Here is a 20,593-nt window from a genome sequence, read left to right on the forward strand (position 1 = left end):
AGCTGACAAGGACGCATGTTTAAGTGAACCAGAACTGGCATGGCACCCTGATCCGCCACATGCTTTTGCTGATCACCGGCTGCCTGCTCGTAGGCCTGGTCAGCGGCTATTACGGCTGGAGCCTGGCCATCGGTATCGGCCTGTACCTGGGCTGGACGCTCAAGCAACTGCTGCGCCTGCATGAATGGCTGCGCCAACACAAACCCGACGAAGCACCACCCGACGGCTATGGCCTGTGGGGCGAGGTGTTCGACAGCATCTACCACCTGCAACGCCGCGACCAACGGGTACGCGGGCGCCTGCAGGCGGTGATCGACCGGGTGCAGGAATCTACTGCCGCACTCAAAGACGCGGTGATCATGCTCGACAGCGACGGCAACCTGGAATGGTGGAACCGCGCCGCCGAGACCCTGCTGGGCCTCAAGACGCCCCAGGACAGCGGCCAGCCAGTGACCAACCTGGTACGCCACCCGCGCTTCAAGGAATACTTCGAGCAGGACAACTACGAAGAAGCCCTGGAAATACCATCGCCCACCAATGACCGCGTGCGCATCCAGCTGTACCTGACGCGCTATGGCAACAATGAGCACCTGATGCTGGTGCGCGACGTCACGCGCATCCACCAGTTGGAACAGATGCGCAAAGACTTCGTCGCCAACGTCTCCCACGAGCTGCGCACGCCGTTGACGGTGATCTGCGGCTACCTGGAGACGCTGCTCGACAACGTCGACGACATCAACCCGCGCTGGAGCCGTGCCCTGCAACAGATGCAGCAACAGGGCTCGCGCATGCAGACCCTGCTCAACGACCTGCTGTTGCTGGCCAAGCTGGAAGCCACGGATTACCCGTCGGACAACCACCCAGTGGCGGTGCAAAGCCTGTTGAAGACCATCAAGAACGATGCCCTGGCCCTCTCGGGCGAGCGCGGCCAGCAGATCAGCCTGGAAGCCGACCCGGCCGTGCTGCTCAAAGGCAGCGAAGGCGAGTTACGCAGCGCATTCTCCAACCTGGTGTTCAACGCCGTGAAGTACACCCAGGACAAGGGCACTATTCGCATCCGCTGGTGGGCCGACGAGCACGGCGCGCACCTGAGCGTGCAGGACTCCGGCATCGGCATCGACGCCAAGCACCTGCCGCGCCTGACCGAGCGTTTCTACCGTGTCGATTCCAGCCGTAACTCCAATACGGGTGGCACCGGGCTGGGCCTGGCGATCGTCAAGCATGTGCTGTTGCGTCATCGGGCACGCCTGGAAATCAGCAGTGTACTGGGGCATGGCAGTACGTTTACTTGCCATTTTCCAACGGCCCAAGTGGCCCGCGCGCAGGCGCTCAGCACAGACGAATAACCCAAAAACAACACAGGACAAAATGTGGGAGGGGGCTTGCCCCCGATTGCGGTGGGTCAGTCAACACATCCATATCTGACCCACCGCCATCGGGGGCAAGCCCCCTCCCACAGGGGATCCGTGTGACGCTGATAGCTGTACTTCAACCCCCGCCCGGCAGCGGGCACTAGGCAAGCGCCCCGCCAGCCGCTACATTGGCCGACTTGCGTCCGCGTTTGCGGCCCACCTGCCACCCCTTATTGAACACACGGAACCTGCAAAACCCCATCATGGACCCTTCCCCTGGTATCACCCTCGCGACACTCTTCGCCGACTTCGGCATGATTCTTTTTGCACTGATCCTGGTACTGCTCAACGGTTTCTTCGTTGCGGCGGAGTTCGCCATGGTCAAACTGCGCTCCACCCGGGTCGAGGCCATCGCCGACACCAACGGCTGGCGCGGGCAGATCCTGCGCACCGTACACAGCCAGCTCGACGCCTACCTGTCGGCCTGCCAACTGGGTATCACCCTTGCCTCCCTAGGCCTGGGCTGGGTCGGTGAGCCGGCCTTTGCGCATATCCTGGAGCCGTTGCTGGGCGCCGTGGGCGTCGAGTCGCCTGAGGTGATCAAGGGCGTGTCGTTCTTCGCCGCGTTCTTCGTGATTTCCTACCTGCACATCGTGGTCGGTGAACTGGCGCCCAAGTCCTGGGCCATTCGCAAACCCGAGCTGCTGTCGCTGTGGACCGCCGTGCCGCTGTACCTGTTCTACTGGGCCATGTACCCGGCGATCTACTTGCTCAACGCCAGCGCCAACGCGATCCTGCGTATCGCCGGCCAAGGCGAGCCTGGCCCCCATCACGAACACCATTACAGCCGCGAAGAACTCAAGCTGATCCTGCACTCCAGCCGTGGCCAGGACCCAAGCGACCAAGGCATGCGCGTGCTGGCCTCGGCCGTGGAAATGGGCGAGCTGGAAGTGGTGGACTGGGCCAACTCCCGGGAAGACCTGGTGACCCTGGACTTCAACGCCCCGCTCAAGGAAATCCTCGCGCTGTTTCGCCGCCATAAATTCAGCCGTTACCCGGTGTATGACGCGGTGCGCAAGGAGTTCGTGGGCCTGTTGCACATCAAGGACCTGCTGCTGGAGCTGGCGGCGCTGGACCACATCCCCGAGTCGTTCAACCTGGCCGAGCTGACTCGCCCGCTGGAGCGCGTGTCGCGGCATATGCCGCTGTCGCAGCTGCTGGAACAGTTCCGCAAAGGGGGCGCGCACTTTGCCTTGGTGGAAGAAGCCGACGGCAAGATCATCGGCTACCTGACCATGGAAGACGTGTTGGAAGTGCTGGTGGGCGATATCCAGGACGAACACCGCAAGGCCGAGCGCGGTATCCTGGCCTACCAGCCGGGCAAGCTGCTGGTACGCGGCGACACCCCGCTGTTCAAGGTAGAACGCCTGCTGGGTGTCGACCTGGACCACATCGAAGCCGAAACCCTGGCCGGCCTGATCTACGACACCCTCAAGCGGGTGCCGGAAGAAGAAGAAGTGCTGGAAGTGGAAGGCCTGCGCATCATCATCAAGAAGATGAAAGGGCCGAAGATTGTGTTGGCCAAGGTCCTGCTGCTGGACTGACCCTCAATTGCCCAACGCAAAGTTGGGCAATGCACCCAGCGGCTGGTTGAACTCATACGGGATCGACACCAGCCCCGCCTCGGTGGCGCGCTGTACCACAAAGTGCAAATGCGGCCCGCTGCTGTTACCGGTATTGCCCGACAGCGCCAGCGGGCTGCCCACTGCCACACGCTGCCCTGTTCTGACACTGACTGAGCCTTGCTTGAGGTGCAGGTACACGCCCTCGGTGCCGTCATCGTGGCGCACCCGTACGAAATTCCCTGACGCATCGCTGCCACGGCCAATCTGCTCGTTTTCGGTTCTCACCACCATACCGCTGCGTGCCGCAATGATCGGCGTGCCTTCGGGCATGGCGATGTCCATGGCGTAGCGGCTTTTGGCGTCGGTGTGGCTGAAGTTGCCGTTGGGGCCTTGGGTCAGGCGAAACGGGCCACCGCGCCAGGGCAACGGGTAGCGGTAGGCTTGTTGAGAATAAGTGGGCCTTGGCCTTTCGAGCACCGGTCGCTGCTGAATCACGAACGCCTGGGCGCCTGGCGTTTGCCGGTCGCTGTAAAACACGTTGCCGCTGGCATCAACGGATTTGTAGACGGTCATGGCCAAGGCCGAAGGAGCGACCGTGACCAATCCGCAACACAGCAATAAACGCATGAGCATGGCGTGAACCTGCCGGGATGACTGAACGGCAGGCTAACAAGGGATCATGACAACTTTGTATGCAGCAATGAGTTTCAAATGTGGGAGGGGGCTTGCCCCCGATGAGGGAGTGTCAGTTGATACATCTGTAACTGGCCTACCGCAATCGGGGGCAAGCCCCCTCCCACATGGGTCTGTGGTGAACTAAGGTTACGCACCCGGCACAAAATGCTTCTGCGCCGTGCCCCGTGCAATCAGTCGGGAGATGTAGTCGAGTTTCTGCGCATCCTGGTCGATAAACCGGAAGGTCAGTTGCAGCCAGTCGCTGTCGGGCTTTGGTTCGTGGGCGACGATGGCATGCAGGTAGCCGTTGAGGCGTGCCACTTCGGCGTTGTCGCCTTGCTCCAGGTCGAGCACGGCGCTTTCCAGTACCTGAGGCAGGACTTCACCGCGACGCACCACCAGTAGCGCCTCCTTGATGCTCAAGCCTTTGATCACGCATTGCTGGGTGCCGCTGGACAACCGCAATTGGCCCTGGCCACGACCGGCCGCCGGCGCTGCTGCCGCAGGTGCCTGTACCGGCGGGCTGTTGAGCAGGCCTTTGCTCGGCGCAGGCGCAGCTACCGCAACCGGCGCCGCGCGCGCGGCTTCAGGCTTGCCGCCGGTCAGGGCGCTCAGGGAGTCGTTGCCGAAAGCCGAATTCATCTTGGTCGGCGCACTGGCCACCAAGGCGTCGAGACGGCCGACCTTGTGCAAGGCCTGCTTGACCTTGTTCAGCAACTGCTCGTTGGTGAACGGCTTGCTGACGTAGCCGGAAACGCCGGCCTGAATCGCCTGCACCACGTTTTCCTTGTCGCCACGGCTGGTCACCATCACAAACGGCATGGCCTTGAGGTGAGGTTGCTCACGGCACCAGGTCAACAGCTCAAGGCCGGACATCTCGGGCATTTCCCAGTCGCACAGCACCAGGTCGAAGGTCTCGCGCATCAGGATGGCCTGGGCCTTTTTGCCGTTTACCGCATCTTCCAGCTTGATCCCGGGGAAGTAGTTGCGCAGGCACTTCTTCACCAGGTCGCGGATAAACGAGGCGTCATCCACCACCAATACACTGACTTTACTCATCGACCCTTCATCCTATAAAAACTTCGGCACGCAAGACGCCTGACTGGTGGCATTTTGCCAAAACTCGGTAGTCACAGTCGGACTTTATTGCTTCCGCTGCGCAAAATATTCGGAGGCCACAAACGAAAACGCCCGACCAAAGGCCGGGCGTTAATTTCTCGGGCAATCCTACTTATCGTCAGATTCGCCCGGAACATTAGGGATAAGATCGGCCGAACCTTCAACTTCAGCCTTCATGCGCTTAAGCCCCATGTGCCGCACGTCGGTGCCGCGAACCAGGTAGATCACCAGTTCCGAGATGTTACGGGCGTGGTCGCCGATTCGCTCCAGGGAACGCAGCACCCAGATAATGCTCAAGACCCGCGAGATAGAGCGCGGGTCTTCCATCATGTAGGTGGCCAGTTCACGCAGGGCGGTCTTGTATTCGCGGTCGATGATCTTGTCGTACTGAGCCACCGACAACGCCAGGTCGGCGTCGAAACGCGCAAAGGCGTCGAGGGCGTCACGCACCATGTTGCGCACCTGGTCGCCGATGTGGCGCACTTCCACGTAGCCACGCGGCGCTTCGCCCTCTTCGCACAGCTGGATGGCGCGGCGAGCGATCTTGGTGGCTTCGTCGCCGATGCGCTCCAGGTCGATCACCGACTTGGAGATGCTGATAATCAAACGCAGGTCAGAAGCCGCCGGCTGGCGACGGGCCAGAATGCGCAGGCATTCTTCATCGATGTTGCGTTCCATCTGGTTGATCTGGTCATCGATCTCACGCACTTGCTGGGCCAAGCCCGAGTCGGCCTCGATCAGCGCGGTGACGGCGTCGTTGACTTGCTTCTCCACCAAGCCGCCCATCGCCAGGAGGTGGCTGCGCACTTCCTCAAGCTCGGCGTTGAACTGCGCGGAGATGTGATGGGTAAGGCCTTCTTTGCTAATCATGTTGGCGTCCTTGGAGCGTCCGGTAAGGTGCGGAGAACCGCAGCGTCAGTGCGATGAGAACTACAGCATCCTAGCCGTAGCGACCGGTGATGTAGTCTTCGGTCTGCTTCTTCGCCGGATTGGTGAACAGGGTATCGGTGTCGCCGAACTCTACCAACTTGCCCATGTACATGAACGCGGTGTAGTCAGAAACCCGCGCCGCCTGTTGCATGTTGTGGGTCACGATCACGATGGTGAACTTGGATTTGAGCTCGTAGATCAGCTCTTCGACCTTAAGCGTGGAGATCGGGTCGAGTGCCGAGCAGGGTTCGTCGAGCAGCAGCACTTCAGGCTCTACGGCAATGGTGCGGGCGATCACCAGACGTTGCTGCTGGCCGCCGGACAAACCGAGTGCCGACTCATGCAGACGGTCCTTGACCTCATCCCACAATGCCGCGCCCTTGAGCGCCCACTCCACCGCTTCGTCGAGGATGCGTTTTTTGTTGATGCCCTGGATGCGCAAACCGTAAACCACGTTTTCGTAGATGGTCTTGGGGAACGGGTTGGGCTTCTGGAACACCATGCCCACCCGGCGACGCAGCTCGGCCACGTCTTCGCCCTTGCGGTAGATGTTGGTGCCGTAGAGGTTGATGGCGCCGTCGACGCGGCAGCCGTCCACCAAGTCATTCATGCGGTTGAAGGTACGCAGCAGCGTGGACTTGCCACAGCCCGACGGGCCGATAAAGGCGGTCACGCGCTGCTTGGGGATGTTCATGCTGACGTCGAACAGCGCCTGTTTTTCACCGTAGTACAGGCTCAGGCCTGGTACTTCGATGGCCACGGTTTCCTGGGCCAGGCTCAGGCTCTGCTTGTCGCGACCCAGGGCAGACATGTTGATGCCGTGGGTGTGGGTGTCTTGCTGCATGGGATGCTCCCTGTGCTACCAATTCGTTTCGTTGAACCGCCTGTGGCGGTCTACTCAAATTCTGTGTCTGACGCGGTCCAGTGTGGGAGCTGGCTTGCCTGCGATAGCATCACCGCGGTGTACCTGCTCAACCGAGTCGCCTGTATCGCAGGCAAGCCAGCTCCCACATTGACCGTGTCCAGCCCGCTTAACTATCCAACGCTTTGTATTTTTCGCGCAGGTGGTTACGTATCCACACCGCCGACAAGTTGAGCGTGGCGATCACCAGCACCAGCAGCAAGGCAGTGGCGTACACCAGCGGCCGTGCGGCTTCGACGTTGGGGCTCTGGAAGCCGACGTCATAAATATGGAAGCCCAAGTGCATGATCTTCTGGTCAAGGTGCAGGTACGGGTAGTTGCCGTCCAGCGGCAGCGACGGCGCCAGTTTCACCACACCTACCAGCATCAGCGGCGCCACTTCACCGGCGGCGCGGGCCACGGCGAGGATCATGCCGGTCATCATCGCCGGGCTGGCCATGGGCAGCACGATCTTCCACAGCGTTTCGGCCTTGGTCGCACCCAGTGCTAGGGAGCCCTCACGCACAGTGCGCGGGATGCGCGCCAAGCCTTCTTCGGTGGCCACGATCACCACCGGCACCGCCAGCAGCGCCAGGGTCAACGAGGCCCACAACAGGCCCGGCGTACCGAAGGTCGGCGCCGGCAGGGCTTCGGCGAAGAACAGGCGGTCTACCGAGCCACCCAGTACATACACAAAGAAGCCCAGGCCGAACACGCCGTAGACGATGGCCGGTACGCCCGCCAGGTTGTTCACCGCAATGCGGATGATGCGCGTCAGGGTGTTTTGCTTGGCGTATTCACGCAGGTACACCGCCGCCAGCACGCCGAACGGGGTCACGATCATGGCCATGATCAGGGTCATCATCACGGTGCCGAAGATGGCCGGGAAAATCCCGCCTTCGGTGTTGGCTTCCCGTGGGTCGTCGCTGAGGAATTCCCAAACCTTGCTGAAATAGAAACCGATCTTGGTAAACGTGCCCATGGCGTTCGGCTGGTAAGCGTGCACCACTTTGCCGATACCGATTTCGACTTCCTTGCCGTTGCCATCGCGGGCGGTCAACGCGTCGCGGTTGAATTGGGCGTGCAGGTCGGCCAGGCGCGCTTCGATGTCCTGGTAACGGGCATTCAGCTCGGCACGGCCTGAGTCCATATCAGCCTGGGCGGCAGCATCGAGCTTGCCCTCCAACTCCAACTTGCGGCTGTGCAGGCGGATGCGTTCGAGACCTGCGTTGATCGCGCCGATGTCGGACTTCTCCAGCGTCTTGAGTTGGGCGGCCAGCTTGTTGACGCGCTCGACACGGGCTTGCAGCTCCGGCCAGGCGGCCGCGCCTTCGGCGATGACCTTGCCGTCCTGCTTGACGTTGACCAGGGTGCCGTAGAAGTTGCCCCACTCACGGCGCTCGATGGCCATCAGGTCTACGGGCGTGGTCTGGTCCTTCAGCCACTCGCCGACGACCCACGTAAAGTCGTTGCCATTCAAATCGCGGTTGCCGACCTTGATCAGCTCGCGGGTCATGAACTCCGGGCCTTGGTCCGGCACCGGCAGGCCAGCGCTTTTGAGGCGCTCGCGCGGTACTTCTTCTTTCTGCACCACTTCGCCGATGACGATATGGTTTTCCTGTCCCGGCACGCTGTAGTTGGCCTGGATCAGGTCGGCCGGCCAAAAGTGGCCCAGGCCACGCACGGCAATCACAGCCAGCAAACCGATGGTCATGATGACCGCGATGGACACCGCGCCACCGCTGATCCAGACGCCGGGAGCGCCGCTCTTGAACCATCCATTCAGGGAGTTCTGTTTCACAGACTTCTACCTTTCTTAAAGCGACGAGTATTTCTTGCGCAGACGCTGACGGATCAGCTCGGCGAGGGTGTTCATGATGAAGGTGAACAGCAGCAGCACCAGCGCCGAGAGGAACAGCACGCGGTAGTGACTGCCGCCTACTTCCGACTCGGGCATTTCTACCGCGACGTTGGCCGCAAGCGTTCGCAGGCCTTCAAACAGGTTCATCTCCATCACCGGCGTGTTACCGGTGGCCATCAGCACGATCATGGTCTCGCCGACGGCGCGGCCCATGCCGATCATCAGCGCCGAGAAGATGCCCGGGCTGGCGGTGAGGATGACCACGCGAGTCATGGTCTGCCACGGCGTGGCACCCAGGGCCAGCGAGCCCAGCGTCAAGCCACGGGGCACGCTGAACACGGCGTCTTCGGCGATGGAGTAGATGTTCGGGATCACCGCAAAACCCATGGCCAAGCCAACCACCAGGGCGTTGCGCTGGTCGTAGGTAATGCCCAGGTCATGGGAGATCCACATGCGCATGTCGCCGCCGAAGAACCAGGTTTCCAGGTAAGGGCTCATGTAGAGCGAGAGCCAACCCACGAACAGGATCACCGGGATCAAGATCGCGCTTTCCCAGCCATCAGGAACCCGCAGGCGGATCGACTCAGGCAACCGGCTGAAGATGAAACCGGCCACCAGGATGCCAATCGGCAGCAGCATCAACAGACTGAAAATGCCCGGCAGATGCCCTTCCACATACGGCGCCAGGAACAGGCCGGCGAAGAAGCCGAGGATCACCGTCGGCATCGCTTCCATCAACTCAATCACCGGTTTGACCTTGCGGCGCAGGCTCGGGGCCATGAAGTAGGCGGTGTAGATTGCAGCAGCAACGGCCAGTGGCGCGGCCAGCAGCATGGCGTAGAACGCGGCCTTCAAGGTGCCGAAGGTCAGCGGAGCCAGGCTCATCTTGGGTTCGAAGTCAGTGTTGGCGGCGGTGGATTGCCAGACGTACTTAGGCTCGTCGTAGTTCTCGTACCAGACTTTGCTCCACAACGCGCTCCAGGAGACTTCCGGGTGCGGGTTGTCCAGCAGCAGCGGTTGCAGCTTGCCGCCGGCTTCGACGATCACATGGTTGGCCCGTGGCGATAGACCGAACACGCCCTGGCCGTCAACCACGGGGTCTACCAGCAACGTGCGGTGGGCAGTGCTGTGGAACACACCGAATTTGCCGGTAGCGTCGAGGGCGGTGAAACCCTTGCGACGCTGTTCAGCAGTGATCTCAACGATGGGCGCAGTGCCCATCTGGAAGGTACGGATCTGCTTGAGGTGCTGCTCGCCATCCGGGTCGCGGGCCATGAACCACTGGGCCAGGCCGCCCTTGGAGTTACCGATGATCAGCGAAATACCGCCCACCAACTGGGTGCTTGCGGTGATTTCGGCGTTGCCATCTTCAAGCAGTTTGTAGCGACCGTTGAGGCTGTTGTCGCGCAGGTTGAACACATCGGCCAGGGCTCGGCCGTTGATCACGTACAGCCACTGCTGGCGCGGGTCGATGAAGATCGCCTTCACCGGCTCGGTCATTTGCGGCAGCTCGATACGCTTCTGCTCGCTGGTGACTTCGCCGGTCATCATGTTTTCTTCGCGGCTCAGGGACAGCACGTTCAAGTGCGAACCGGCGGAACCGGCGACCACCAGCGTCGAGTCGGTGGCATTCAGGGAAACGTGTTCCAACGGGCGGCCAGCTTCGTCGAGCACGATCGGCGTTTCACCGTAGGGGTATTCAATCGCAGGCGAAATGGTCTTCTTGCCATCCGGGTACGACACCTTATAGGTGTGGCGGAACACCAGGGACTGGCCATTGGACAAACCGAGGATCACCAGCGGAGTGCCCGGCTGGTCTTGACCGATAGACACCACGTTGGCGCCAGCCGGCAGCGGCAGGTCGACACGCTTGAGTTCGGCGCCGCTATCAACGGCAAAGAACAGCGCCTGGCCCTTGTCGGAAACCCGCATGGCAACCTGGTTCTGTTCTTCGAGGGAGATCATCAGCGGCTTGCCCGCGTCCTGGATCCAGGCCGGGGTCAGCGCGTCTGCCTTGGTCAGCGAAGCACCCTGGAACAGGGGCGCGACTACATAGGCGAGGAAAAAGAAGATCAGGGTGATAGCGCCGAGGACGGCCAGGCCACCAACGAGCACGTACCAACGTGTCAGGCGGTCTTTCAGCGCGCGAATGCGGCGCTTGCGTTGCAGCTCAGGCGTATTGAAATCAATGCGCTTGGGGGGAGAAGTCGTCGTCATGGTGGAATTGGCCAGATCATTCATGCGCACACCCTAGCGATCCTGTATGACAGAAAGATGACAAAGCAGTGACGCAACAAAGCCGCCGCGTAGCAGAGCTGGCAGCGGATCGAAAATTGAGGGTGTCACCGGTCAAGTGTGGGAGCGTGCTTGCTCGCGAAGGCGGTATGTCAGCTATAGATGAGCTGACTGATCCACCGCATTCGCGAGCAAGCCCGCTCCCACAGGGTCCAGCGTTACACCGGGTACCGCAGGCTTAGTTGCCTTCTTTCAGACCCAGATCAGCCAGGGCCTTGGCGGCAACTTTGGCTGGCAGTGGGATGTAGCCGTCTTTCACCACAACTTCCTGGCCCTGTTTGGACAGAACCAGTTTCACGAACTCAGCTTCCAGCGGGGCCAGCGGCTTGTTCGGGGCTTTGTTGACGTAAACGTAGAGGAAGCGCGACAGCGGGTACTTGCCGTTCAGGGCGTTTTCTTCGGTGTCTTCGATGAAGTCAGTGCTGCCTTTCTTGGCCAGGGCCACAGTCTTCACGCTGGCGGTCTTGTAGCCGATGCCCGAGTAACCGATGCCGTTCAGCGAGGAGCTGATGGACTGCACGACCGAAGCCGAGCCTGGTTGTTCGTTCACGTTTGGCTTGTAGTCGCCTTTGCACAGGGCTTCTTCTTTGAAGTAGCCGTAGGTGCCGGATACCGAGTTACGACCGAACAATTGCACTGGCTTGTTGGCCAGGTCGCCGGTCACGCCCAGATCGCCCCAGGTTTTCACGTCGGCTTTGCCACCGCACAGGCGCGTCGACGAGAACACCGCGTCGACTTGCTCCATGGTCAGGTGCTGGATCGGGTTGTCCTTGTGCACGAACACGGCCAGGGCATCCACGGCAACCGGGATAGCGGTTGGCTTGTAGCCGTACTTCTGCTCGAAGGCAGCCAGCTCGGTGTCCTTCATCTTGCGGCTCATCGGGCCCAGGTTGGAGGTGCCTTCAGTCAGCGCAGGAGGTGCGGTGGCGGAGCCGGCAGCTTGAATCTGGATGTTGACGTTCGGGTATTCCTTTTTGTAACCCTCGGCCCACAGGGTCATCAGGTTAGCCAGGGTATCGGAACCAACGCTGGACAGGTTGCCCGACACACCAGTGGTCTTAACGTAAGCCGGGATTGCCGGATCAACACCAGCGGCCACCGCGTTGGCGGTCGCAACGCCAGCAGCGACAAAAGTCATTGCCGCCATCAAACGTTTCAGTTTCATGCCTTGCTCCTAGCAGATAGGGATAGTTGGATCGGGGCCAAGTATCGGCAGGCCGTGTGAACACTCTATGTCTGCAATGTGACAGTTAGATGAAAGGCCACTATCAGCAGGAGAGAGGTAACGCGAGGAGTTGCCATCACTCCCACGCAGGGCGCGGGAGTGATCTTCAGCAAAGGCTTAGCGCGAACGCTTCCACAGATACCCACCCACCAGCATCCCCATCACACACAGGGCGGCGACGTAGTAGGACGGGCCCATCGGGCTTTCCTTCATTAACAGCGACACCGCCAGCGGCGTCAAACCGCCAAAGATGGCGTAGGCAACGTTGTAGGAGAACGACAACCCACTGAAGCGCACCACCGGTGGGAAGGCCTTCACCATTACATACGGCACGACACCGATGGTGCCTACAAACAAACCGGTCAGGGCGTACAGCGGGAACAGCCAGTCAGGGTGATTGATCAGGCTGTGGTAAAGCGTCCAGGACGTCGCCAGCAACAGCGCGCAGCCGGCAACCAGCACGCGGCCGGCACCGAAGCGGTCAGCCAATGCACCGGAGGCGATGCAACCCAGGCTCAGGGTCACGATGGCCAGGCTATTGGCCTGCAGCGCAACGGTCGCACTGAAGTGATAGACGGTCTGCAATACAGTCGGGGTCATCAGGATAACGACGACGATACCGGCCGACAGCAACCAGGTCAGCAACATCGACAGCACGATGGCGCCACGGTGGTCGCGCAGTACGGCGCGCAATGGCAGTTCGGCGGCCAGGGTCTTGCGCTGCTGCATCTCGGCGAAGATCGGCGTTTCATGCAACCAGCGGCGCAGGTACACCGACAGCAGGCCAAACACGCCGCCCAGCAGGAATGGGATACGCCAGGCGTAGTCCGAAACCTCTACGGGGGTGTACAGCGTGTTGATGGCAGTGGCCACCAGCGAACCCAGCAGGATGCCTGCGGTGAGGCCGCTGGTCAGCGTGCCGCAGGCGTAGCCGATGTGACGCGCTGGCACGTGCTCAGACACGAACACCCAGGCGCCCGGGACTTCGCCGCCAATCGCCGCGCCCTGGATGACGCGCATCAGCAGTAGCAGGATCGGCGCCCACAGGCCGATCTGCGCGTAGGTCGGCAGCAGGCCCATGATCAGGGTCGGCACGGCCATCATGAAGATGCTCAGGGTGAACATCTTCTTACGGCCCAGCAGGTCACCGAAGTGCGCCATGATGATGCCGCCCAGCGGGCGTGCCAGGTAACCGGCGGCGAAGATGCCGAAGGTCTGCATCATGCGCAGCCATTCAGGCATGTCGAGGGGGAAAAAGAGTTTTCCGACCACGGTGGCGAAAAACACGAAAATGATGAAATCATAAAATTCCAGCGCCCCGCCCAAGGCAGACAGCGACAGGGTTTTGTAGTCGTTGCGGGTCAGCGGGCGCGACGGTTGCGCACTGCTTGCGGGCACGGAGGACATGGCAAGGCTTCTCTTATTAGTCAGGACGGCAGATCCGGTGTGCTGGCTGAGCCAGGACGGGTTGGGCAAGATAGCAAATCGCTTGCAAAAGCACATCACAAGCACAGTTGCCGCAAAAAGCCGCGATACAGCGGCCAATTGCCGACCAAATCAACCTCAGACGGTCGTCGCGGCGCGAGGGTGTCGATATACTCGGCCCACGCACGCGCAAGAACCCGCAGTCTTGAGAGGCATCTCCGGCATGATCGAACTCGAACAAGAAGACCCTATCCCGCAAGGCGACCTCGCCCTGCAAATTACCGCGCTCCCGCGTGAAACCAACGGCTTTGGCGATATTTTCGGCGGCTGGCTGGTCGCGCAGATGGACCTGGCCGGCACGGCCATGGCCAGCAAGGTCGCGGGCGGGCGTGTTGCCACAGTTGCCATTGATCGCATGGCGTTCCTGGTACCGGTCGCGGTAGGCGCTCAGCTTTCCTTTTATACCCAGGCGCTGGAAATCGGCCGCAGCTCGATCCAGATGATGGTTGAAGTGTGGAGCGACGACCCACTGTCCAGTGAATGGCGCAAGGTCACCGAGGCGGTGTTTGTGTTTGTCGCCATCGACGGCAGCGGCCGCACGCGTTCGGTTCCGTCGCGCGCACGTTAAACCTCACCGGGTTTTGACGGTCAATTGCCCCATTGCCTGCCATGAAGAGTGCTTTGTAATGCCGACGCCCCACGTTGAAACCGTGAAAATCGACGAGCTGGACTGCTGGCGCATCCGCCACAACGGCGCTGAATTGATGGTGGCCCAACAGGGCGCGCATATATTCAGTTACGGCCGCGATGGCGAAAAGCCGTTGATTTGGCCGAATCCTGAAGCGGTGTTCAAGCAAGGCAAAGGCATTCGCACCGGTGTGCCGGTGTGCTGGCCGTGGTTTGGTGTGTTTGACCGCAACCCGCAAAGCGTCAAGGCGATGCGCCAGAGCGAGCAGCCGGCCGGGGCTCACGGCTTTGTGCGTACCGCGTTGTGGGAATTGGCCGCGAGCGAGCTTGAGGGTGAGGCGCTGCGTATTGATCTGGTGCTGCCTGTACCTGCCGGCGGGTTCCCTGGCTGGCCCCATCAGGTCGACCTGACCCTGAGCCTGCTGCTGGATGACCAGTTGCATATCCGCCTGACCAGTCACAACCGTGGCAGCGACACCGTGACCCTCAGCCAGGCGCTGCACACCTACTTCGCCGTGAGCGACGTGCGTAACGTGCAGGTCGAAGGGCTGGACGGTGGCGCCTATATCGACACCGCCGACGGCTGGATGACCAAGCAACAGGCTGGGCTGCTGAGCTTCACTGCCGAGACTGATCGCATCTACCTCGACACTCCAGCGCAATTGAACATCGTCGATCATGACTGGCAGCGCCGCATCCAACTCACCAGCCAGGGCTCGAAGTCCACAGTGATCTGGAACCCGTGGACCGAACGCGCGAAAGCATTTGATGACATGGCCGATGACGGCTGGACGGGCATGCTGTGCATCGAGACGGCGAATGTGCTGGATGATGTGGTGACCTTGGCACCAGGCCAACACCACACCCTAGGCGTGAGCATCGCCAATATCGCCTTGTAAACCCAATCAAAAATGTGGGAGCGGGCTTTAGAGATCCGACTCCTTCACCACCCGCACTTTCCCCGCATCCAGTGCATAAGCGGCGTCCGCCAAATCGTTATTCACCGTTTCCACCTTGAGCGTGCCCGTCACCCACAACGGCGTGTAAATATCATCCAGCTTCAACCCCTTGGGATAGCGCACCAGCACCAACTGGTTAGGCGGCGGTGGCGGCACATGGATACACGCGCCTGGGTACGGCACCAGGAAAAACAGCGTACTGCGCCCCTTGGCGTCGGTTTCCAGCGGCACCGGGTAGCCGCCGATGCGGATGTTCTTGCCGTTCATGGCGCCCACGGTCTTGGTGGAGTACATAACTGCCGGCAGGCCCTTGCTCTGCTTCAAACCACCTTTATCGGTAAAGGTGCCTTGGGCTTCGGGGGAGTTGTGGTCGATCTCGGGCATGGCTTCGAGGGCTTTCTGGTCAGAAAGCGGCATAAGGTCGAGCCAATCGGTTTCCGGCAGTTCACCGGCGTGCGCCAGGCCTGAGCCCAGCAGAAGAAGAGTCAACAGAAGACGGCGCATGAAAAGAAGCTCGGCAAGGTAAACAGTGCCGGCATTCTAGCCCTCTGCGCCTGCGCAGCGCAGAGGGCTTTGTCGCTTAGATCATTTCTTTTTGATCAGGCCGTAGATCACCAGCAGCACGATGGCGCCTACCAGGGCACCGAGGAAGCCCGCGCCTTGACCGGCCTCGTAGATGCCCAATGCCTGACCACCGTAGGTCGCGGCCAGGGAGCCAGCGATACCCAGCAGGATGGTCATGATCCAGCCCATGCTGTCGTCGCCAGGCTTGAGGAAACGCGCCAGCAGGCCGACGATCAGGCCGATAAAGATGGTTCCGATGATACCCATGGCATTTCCCTCTGAATGAAGTGAATACACCAAAGCCTAGTCAGACTTTGGCGTCCTGCAATCAGAGAGGCGGCGGCAACCAATGGTTCCCGCCGCCGCCAGGCTTATTGCTCCGCGATCAGCGCTTCGACCTTGAGGATCTGCGCTTCAAGCGTTGCACGGTCCTTGCAGCGCAGGTTGGCATGCCCCACCTTGCGCCCGGCCTTGAAGGCCTTGCCATAGTGATGCAGGTGGCAGTCATCGATGGCGATGACTTTCTCTACCGCCGGCACCGTGCCGATGAAGTTGAGCATGGCGCTCTCACCGACCTTGGCCGTGGAGCCCAGCGGCAAGCCCGCCACCGCCCGCAGGTGGTTTTCGAACTGGCTGCACTCGGCGCCTTCGGTGGTCCAGTGCCCGGAGTTGTGCACACGCGGGGCGATTTCGTTGGCCTTGAGGCCACCGTCGACTTCAAAGAACTCGAACGCCATCACGCCAACATAATCCAGCTGCTTGAGCACGCGGCTGGAATAGTCTTCGGCCAACGCCTGCAACGGATGATCGGTGCTGGCCACGGACAGCTTGAGGATGCCGCTGTCGTGGGTGTTATGCACCAGCGGGTAGAAGCGGGTCTCGCCATCACGGGCACGCACGGCGATCAGCGAGACTTCACCGGTGAACGGCACGAAGCCTTCCAGCAGGCAAGCAACGCTGCCCAGCTCGGCGAAGGTGCCGACCACATCGGCCGCAGTGCGCAGGACTTTCTGACCCTTGCCGTCGTAACCCAGGGTACGGGTTTTCAGCACCGCCGGCAGGCCGATGCTGGCGACGGCGGCGTCCAGGTCCGCCTGGGACTGGATATCGGCGAAGGCCGGGGTCGGGATGCCCAGGTCCTTGAACATGCTTTTCTCAAACCAGCGGTCACGGGCAATGCGCAAAGCTTCTGCGCTCGGATACACCGGCACGAACTGCGAAAGGAAGGCCACGGTTTCGGCTGGGACGCTTTCGAACTCGAAGGTCACCAGGTCGACTTCGTCGGCCAGCTGGCGCAGGTGGTCCGGGTCGCTGTAGTCAGCCCGCAGGTGTTCACCCAACGCGGCCGCGCAAGCATCTGGCGCCGGGTCCAGGAAAGCGAAGTTCATCCCCAGCGGGGTTCCCGCCAGGGCCAGCATGCGGCCCAGTTGGCCGCCACCGATTACACCGATTTTCATCGTCAACAACCTCAGGCGATACGTGGGTCTGGATTGTCCAGCACGCTGTCTGTCTGTTCAGCACGGAATTTTTTCAGCACCGCATGGAACTGCGGGTGCTTGGCGCCCAGGATGCTGGCCGACAGCAAGGCGGCGTTGATCGCCCCGGCCTTGCCGATTGCCAGGGTCGCCACCGGAATGCCAGCTGGCATCTGCACGATGGACAACAGCGAATCCACGCCCGAGAGCATCGCCGACTGCACCGGCACGCCGAGTACCGGCAGGTGGGTCTTGGCTGCACACATGCCTGGCAGGTGCGCTGCGCCGCCGGCACCGGCGATGATCACCTCGATGCCACGGGATTCTGCTTCATCGGCATACTGGAACAGCAAGTCCGGGGTGCGATGGGCAGAGACCACTTTCACTTCATACGGAATGCCGAGTTTTTCCAGCATATCGGCGGTGTGGCTAAGGGTGGACCAATCGGACTTGGAGCCCATGATCACGCCAACCAATGCACTCATCGTCGTGCCTCTTCTCTCTGGGCGCCCGCAGGCGCGTCAAAAAACAACAAGCCACGCGGGAAATCCGGCGTGGCTTGTTGTACGAATTAAGGCCGGTTGGACCGGCCGAAGGCCGCGCAGTATACCGTAATAATCCAGATAAACAGCCCCTTGGATGACCATCTGTCTAGCGGGGCAAAGTGGCGGTTTTATTGACTCAAGAGTCAGTAGCAAGGTCTAGGCGGTGGGTCTTGGCGATGGCATCAATCATGGCCTGCGAGACACCTGTCTTGTCAGCGATAACAGGCCATTGAACGACTGCCTCATGCACTTCGCGGATAATCTGGCGCGCCTTGAGCCCGTTGATCTGACTTGCAACACTGAGCAGATCCTCCAGCACAAAATTGTCGCGCTTGCCGTTAATGCTCATTTGATGGCTATCGACCCAGAAATTACCGGGCATATAGGACCACGTCACGTCATAGGCAGGTGACAGGTACCAAGTGCCGTCCGTATCCAAGAGAAAGCTGATGTTCTTGGTGTGATCGTCCTGGTTTCGGGCAATAACGTTGAACACCATCCGCCGGAAAAACTGCTCTGCCTCTCGACGGCTCAACTTCAATGCCCTGAACACGCTCAACGCCTCAACGTACGAGTACTCACCGGGTTTTTTATAGTCGGCATGATCCAGCGCGCACAGCGTAGCGGTATGAATTTTCTCGCCATCATCCGTGCGATCGAATCGTTTGGTCATGAAATGGGCGCGCCCGCCTTCTTCGAGCAGACGGCATTCGGTCATCACCACACCGGCCTGCCTGGCCATCAGGTGATACGCGTACTCGACCCGGCCAAATCCTTGGCTATCAGCAAGTACATCGGTGTTTTTTGCAACGTCGAACTTGAGAAGCCAGTAGCTATACCCCTGTGGCGCCGTCACTTGGCCCGACCTGACATGCCCTTCGTCATTGATCGCAATGATCGCCTTGGCACGCGCACCGCCTGCACTGGTGCCGACCTGGATCAAGCGCTGCAACGCGGCATCATCCACCGTGGGGTCGTTGGACGTCAGGCGATCCTCAAGACTCTCGCGCCCCGCAAGGACTTCGCCAGCCAACTGGACCAGAGCCTCGATCTCGATACTCTCGGCCTCGTTGGCCTCTGTCTTCATGGCCGGCCGGTATTCCAGGGCGCCCATGCCGCGATTACCTTGATACAACAACCTATCGACCGGCGTGAAGGAACGCTTGTCGCGACCTTGCTGGGCCAACCAGGCGTCAATCAAAGCATTGCCGAAATCGTCCGGAAGCGAGTCGGCCAAGATCGCCGGAAGCGCTTTATAGGTTTCCCGGTTCAGGCTTGTGAATGCGTAGGTGTAACCAACACGGGCAGGCATATGGATGGGCGAAATTTCCAACCCGGTTGCGACGAACTCGGCAGAAAACTCGAACTCGCCAACCTGGCTCGCCTCATCCCAGTTGAGCGCGCCAACGTACAGGCCCCATAAGTAGATTTGTGCGATCACCAACTCGTGTCCTTATCAGATGCGTCGGGAACGATGAGCTTCTTCTGGCCCGTCACCAACGCGGCTGCGGAGGGTGGCCTGCGGGTGGTGTATGCGCGTTCGCGTTTCTTCCCGGCCATTTTCGCCATCTGGATGGGGCTTGAACGCACCTCCTCGACCAGCGAACTCAACCGATCCAATTCTCCGATCACGCGCAACACCGCAATCAGGTTGAGCAAGGTGCCCTTGCCCGCCATCAACTGGCGTAACGTGGTGCGGGATATGCCCGCCTCATCGGCCACTGTTTGCTGATTGATGTTCTTTTTCACCCTCAAAGCTTCAAGGCGCGAGCCAATCACTTCTGCGATGGCTTGCTCACTCATCGTAGTCATCCGCATTTTGTCTGGCTTCCTGATCGATAGGTGAACTTCTACCACTTATTGATCAGTATCCTAGCCAATAATCCGGCGACATGTAAGCGGATCTATGGAGCCTGATTTTTTGGATAGAAAAATGATCAAAATATGACTTAATTCCACTTATTGATCATAAAACTATCCAATTTCAAATAATCACGTTAAACCACGCTCACCCACAGGGCTCTGCGCCGCCCCACCCTCCAACTTGCGCCACAACAACCGCACGTTGGCCTTGCGTACCAACGCACAGCGATACAGGCGGATCTCCAGCGGCACATGCCATTGCGGGCCGCCACACACCACCAGCTCACCACGGGCCAATTCCGCCCGCACGCTCAACTGCGGCACCCAGGCGATGCCCAGGCCTTCCAGGGCCATGCTCTTGAGGCTGTCGGCCATGGCGGTTTCATATACGGTGGTAAAGCGCAGCGCGCGTTGGCGCAGCAGCAAATGCACCGAGCGCCCCAGGAATGCACCCGCGCTATAGGCAAGCAGAGGCACACTGCCCTCGCCTTCCAAGTCAAACAACGGCTTGCCATCGGCATCAGCAGCACACACCGGGAGCATTTCGGTGTTGCCCAGGTGCAGCGACGGGAAGATTTCCGCGTCCATTTGCATGGCCGCGTCCGGGTCGTAGAACGCCAGCATCAAGTCGCAGCCGCCTTCACGCAGGGCATGCACGGCATCGCCGACGTTGGTGGCCACCAGCCGCGTGGCGATGTTCAGGCCTTCGTTGCGCAGTTGCGCGATCCAACGTGGGAAGAAGCCCAGCGCCAGGGAGTGGGCGGCGGCCACTTGCATGACTTCACCCTGCCCACCTTCCAGATGATGCAAATGGCGCAGCACTTCGCCGAGCTGCTCGACCACGGTACGTGCGGTGACCAGAAACAGCTGCCCCGCCGCCGTGAGCTCCACGGGGGTGCGCGAGCGATTGACCAAGGTCAAACCCAGGGCGGCCTCAAGGCTGCGGATGCGTCGGCTGAACGCCGGCTGGGTCACGAAGCGCCGCTCTGCCGCCTGGGAAAAGCTGCGGGTGGCCGCCAAGGCGCTAAAGTCTTCCAGCCATTTGCTCTCTAGGTTCATCACTTCCCTCCACGGGTACGCACCATTTTGGCA

Annotated in this window: 19 protein-coding genes; 4 read left to right on the forward strand and 15 right to left on the reverse strand. The window is 60.6% G+C overall.

Annotated elements, in window-relative coordinates:
- Window positions 1-59: 59 nt before the first annotated feature.
- Window positions 60-1,346: a phosphate regulon sensor histidine kinase PhoR gene (gene phoR / locus ICY20_RS08090; protein ID WP_267464000.1), complete on the forward strand. Its 1,287-nt coding sequence runs from the start codon at window positions 60-62 to the stop codon at window positions 1,344-1,346.
- A gap of 269 nt (window positions 1,347-1,615) precedes the next feature.
- A complete protein-coding gene (locus tag ICY20_RS08095; protein ID WP_194937262.1) occupies window positions 1,616-2,956 on the forward strand; it encodes a hemolysin family protein in 1,341 nt (446 codons plus the stop codon).
- Window positions 2,957-2,959: 3 nt separating this feature from the next.
- Here the strand turns inward: ICY20_RS08095 and ICY20_RS08100 are convergent, their stop codons facing one another.
- From ICY20_RS08100 to ICY20_RS08135, 8 genes are all read right to left on the reverse strand, one after another.
- Window positions 2,960-3,610, reverse strand: coding sequence for a M23 family metallopeptidase (locus tag ICY20_RS08100; RefSeq protein ID WP_159956479.1), 651 nt, complete (start codon window positions 3,608-3,610; stop codon window positions 2,960-2,962).
- Between the two features lie 189 nt (window positions 3,611-3,799).
- Window positions 3,800-4,711, reverse strand: a complete 912-nt coding sequence (locus ICY20_RS08105) for a response regulator (protein ID WP_159956481.1) — start codon at window positions 4,709-4,711, stop codon at window positions 3,800-3,802.
- 168 nt (window positions 4,712-4,879) lie between these two features.
- Entirely contained in the window at window positions 4,880-5,641 is a 762-nt protein-coding gene (gene phoU / locus ICY20_RS08110) for a phosphate signaling complex protein PhoU (protein ID WP_135289272.1), read from the reverse strand.
- Between the two features lie 70 nt (window positions 5,642-5,711).
- On the reverse strand, window positions 5,712-6,545 hold the full coding sequence (gene pstB, locus ICY20_RS08115; protein ID WP_010207582.1) for a phosphate ABC transporter ATP-binding protein PstB: 834 nt from the start codon (window positions 6,543-6,545) through the stop codon (window positions 5,712-5,714).
- A 187-nt stretch (window positions 6,546-6,732) separates the two neighbouring features.
- Window positions 6,733-8,403 (reverse strand): phosphate ABC transporter permease PstA, encoded by a 1,671-nt coding sequence (pstA, locus tag ICY20_RS08120; RefSeq protein WP_159956483.1) that lies wholly within the window; start codon window positions 8,401-8,403, stop codon window positions 6,733-6,735.
- Window positions 8,404-8,418: 15 nt separating this feature from the next.
- Window positions 8,419-10,452 carry an ABC transporter permease subunit gene (locus ICY20_RS08125; protein ID WP_194937322.1) on the reverse strand — a complete coding sequence of 678 codons (2,034 nt, stop codon included), beginning with the start codon at window positions 10,450-10,452 and terminating at the stop codon, window positions 8,419-8,421.
- A gap of 484 nt (window positions 10,453-10,936) precedes the next feature.
- The gene (locus ICY20_RS08130; RefSeq protein WP_159956487.1) at window positions 10,937-11,923 is read right to left on the reverse strand and encodes a phosphate ABC transporter substrate-binding protein PstS; all 987 of its coding nucleotides are present in this window, start codon (window positions 11,921-11,923) and stop codon (window positions 10,937-10,939) included.
- Between the two features lie 177 nt (window positions 11,924-12,100).
- Window positions 12,101-13,390 (reverse strand): MFS transporter, encoded by a 1,290-nt coding sequence (locus ICY20_RS08135; protein WP_194937263.1) that lies wholly within the window; start codon window positions 13,388-13,390, stop codon window positions 12,101-12,103.
- Window positions 13,391-13,631: 241 nt separating this feature from the next.
- Between ICY20_RS08135 and ICY20_RS08140 the strand changes: the two genes are divergently transcribed.
- A complete protein-coding gene (locus tag ICY20_RS08140) occupies window positions 13,632-14,036 on the forward strand; it encodes an acyl-CoA thioesterase (RefSeq protein ID WP_003176975.1) in 405 nt (134 codons plus the stop codon).
- A 58-nt stretch (window positions 14,037-14,094) separates the two neighbouring features.
- Complete coding sequence (locus tag ICY20_RS08145; protein ID WP_159956491.1) at window positions 14,095-14,994, forward strand: D-hexose-6-phosphate mutarotase; 900 nt, start codon at window positions 14,095-14,097, stop codon at window positions 14,992-14,994.
- Window positions 14,995-15,021: 27 nt separating this feature from the next.
- Here ICY20_RS08145 and ICY20_RS08150 read toward each other — a convergent pair whose 3' ends face one another.
- The 7 genes from ICY20_RS08150 to ICY20_RS08180 form a co-directional block, all read right to left on the reverse strand.
- Window positions 15,022-15,558: a DUF3299 domain-containing protein gene (locus ICY20_RS08150; protein WP_159956493.1), complete on the reverse strand. Its 537-nt coding sequence runs from the start codon at window positions 15,556-15,558 to the stop codon at window positions 15,022-15,024.
- An 81-nt stretch (window positions 15,559-15,639) separates the two neighbouring features.
- Window positions 15,640-15,885, reverse strand: a complete 246-nt coding sequence (locus ICY20_RS08155) for a GlsB/YeaQ/YmgE family stress response membrane protein (RefSeq protein WP_135289263.1) — start codon at window positions 15,883-15,885, stop codon at window positions 15,640-15,642.
- Window positions 15,886-15,989: 104 nt separating this feature from the next.
- Window positions 15,990-17,075 carry a 5-(carboxyamino)imidazole ribonucleotide synthase gene (locus ICY20_RS08160; RefSeq protein ID WP_028618517.1) on the reverse strand — a complete coding sequence of 362 codons (1,086 nt, stop codon included), beginning with the start codon at window positions 17,073-17,075 and terminating at the stop codon, window positions 15,990-15,992.
- A gap of 11 nt (window positions 17,076-17,086) precedes the next feature.
- Window positions 17,087-17,578 carry a 5-(carboxyamino)imidazole ribonucleotide mutase gene (gene purE, locus ICY20_RS08165; RefSeq protein WP_003176980.1) on the reverse strand — a complete coding sequence of 164 codons (492 nt, stop codon included), beginning with the start codon at window positions 17,576-17,578 and terminating at the stop codon, window positions 17,087-17,089.
- A 196-nt stretch (window positions 17,579-17,774) separates the two neighbouring features.
- Window positions 17,775-19,079, reverse strand: a complete 1,305-nt coding sequence (locus ICY20_RS08170) for a type II toxin-antitoxin system HipA family toxin (RefSeq protein WP_194937264.1) — start codon at window positions 19,077-19,079, stop codon at window positions 17,775-17,777.
- Window positions 19,076-19,441 (reverse strand): helix-turn-helix domain-containing protein, encoded by a 366-nt coding sequence (locus ICY20_RS08175; protein ID WP_200846257.1) that lies wholly within the window; start codon window positions 19,439-19,441, stop codon window positions 19,076-19,078. Before ICY20_RS08175 ends, ICY20_RS08170 begins: the two co-directional genes overlap by 4 nt.
- Window positions 19,442-19,630: 189 nt before the next feature.
- Window positions 19,631-20,560: a LysR substrate-binding domain-containing protein gene (locus ICY20_RS08180; RefSeq protein WP_124526963.1), complete on the reverse strand. Its 930-nt coding sequence runs from the start codon at window positions 20,558-20,560 to the stop codon at window positions 19,631-19,633.
- Window positions 20,561-20,593 lie beyond the last annotated feature (33 nt).

The sequence above is a fragment of the Pseudomonas pisciculturae genome (genome assembly GCF_015461805.1).
Lineage (GTDB): Bacteria > Pseudomonadota > Gammaproteobacteria > Pseudomonadales > Pseudomonadaceae > Aquipseudomonas > Aquipseudomonas pisciculturae.

Excerpts from the sequence above, each read along its gene's own strand:
- phoR (WP_267464000.1), top strand. The coding sequence starts at position 60 with ATGCTTTTGCTGATCACCGGCTGCCTGCTCGTAGGCCTGGTCAGCGGC.
- ICY20_RS08095 (WP_194937262.1), top strand. The coding sequence starts at position 1,616 with ATGGACCCTTCCCCTGGTATCACCCTCGCGACACTCTTCGCCGACTTC.
- ICY20_RS08100 (WP_159956479.1), bottom strand. The coding sequence starts at position 3,610 with ATGCTCATGCGTTTATTGCTGTGTTGCGGATTGGTCACGGTCGCTCCT.
- ICY20_RS08105 (WP_159956481.1), bottom strand. The coding sequence starts at position 4,711 with ATGAGTAAAGTCAGTGTATTGGTGGTGGATGACGCCTCGTTTATCCGC.
- phoU (WP_135289272.1), bottom strand. The coding sequence starts at position 5,641 with ATGATTAGCAAAGAAGGCCTTACCCATCACATCTCCGCGCAGTTCAAC.
- pstB (WP_010207582.1), bottom strand. The coding sequence starts at position 6,545 with ATGCAGCAAGACACCCACACCCACGGCATCAACATGTCTGCCCTGGGT.
- ICY20_RS08130 (WP_159956487.1), bottom strand. The coding sequence starts at position 11,923 with ATGAAACTGAAACGTTTGATGGCGGCAATGACTTTTGTCGCTGCTGGC.
- ICY20_RS08135 (WP_194937263.1), bottom strand. The coding sequence starts at position 13,390 with ATGTCCTCCGTGCCCGCAAGCAGTGCGCAACCGTCGCGCCCGCTGACC.
- ICY20_RS08140 (WP_003176975.1), top strand. The coding sequence starts at position 13,632 with ATGATCGAACTCGAACAAGAAGACCCTATCCCGCAAGGCGACCTCGCC.
- ICY20_RS08145 (WP_159956491.1), top strand. The coding sequence starts at position 14,095 with ATGCCGACGCCCCACGTTGAAACCGTGAAAATCGACGAGCTGGACTGC.
- ICY20_RS08150 (WP_159956493.1), bottom strand. The coding sequence starts at position 15,558 with ATGCGCCGTCTTCTGTTGACTCTTCTTCTGCTGGGCTCAGGCCTGGCG.
- ICY20_RS08155 (WP_135289263.1), bottom strand. The coding sequence starts at position 15,885 with ATGGGTATCATCGGAACCATCTTTATCGGCCTGATCGTCGGCCTGCTG.
- ICY20_RS08160 (WP_028618517.1), bottom strand. The coding sequence starts at position 17,075 with ATGAAAATCGGTGTAATCGGTGGCGGCCAACTGGGCCGCATGCTGGCC.
- purE (WP_003176980.1), bottom strand. The coding sequence starts at position 17,578 with ATGAGTGCATTGGTTGGCGTGATCATGGGCTCCAAGTCCGATTGGTCC.
- ICY20_RS08175 (WP_200846257.1), bottom strand. The coding sequence starts at position 19,441 with ATGAGTGAGCAAGCCATCGCAGAAGTGATTGGCTCGCGCCTTGAAGCT.
- ICY20_RS08180 (WP_124526963.1), bottom strand. The coding sequence starts at position 20,560 with ATGAACCTAGAGAGCAAATGGCTGGAAGACTTTAGCGCCTTGGCGGCC.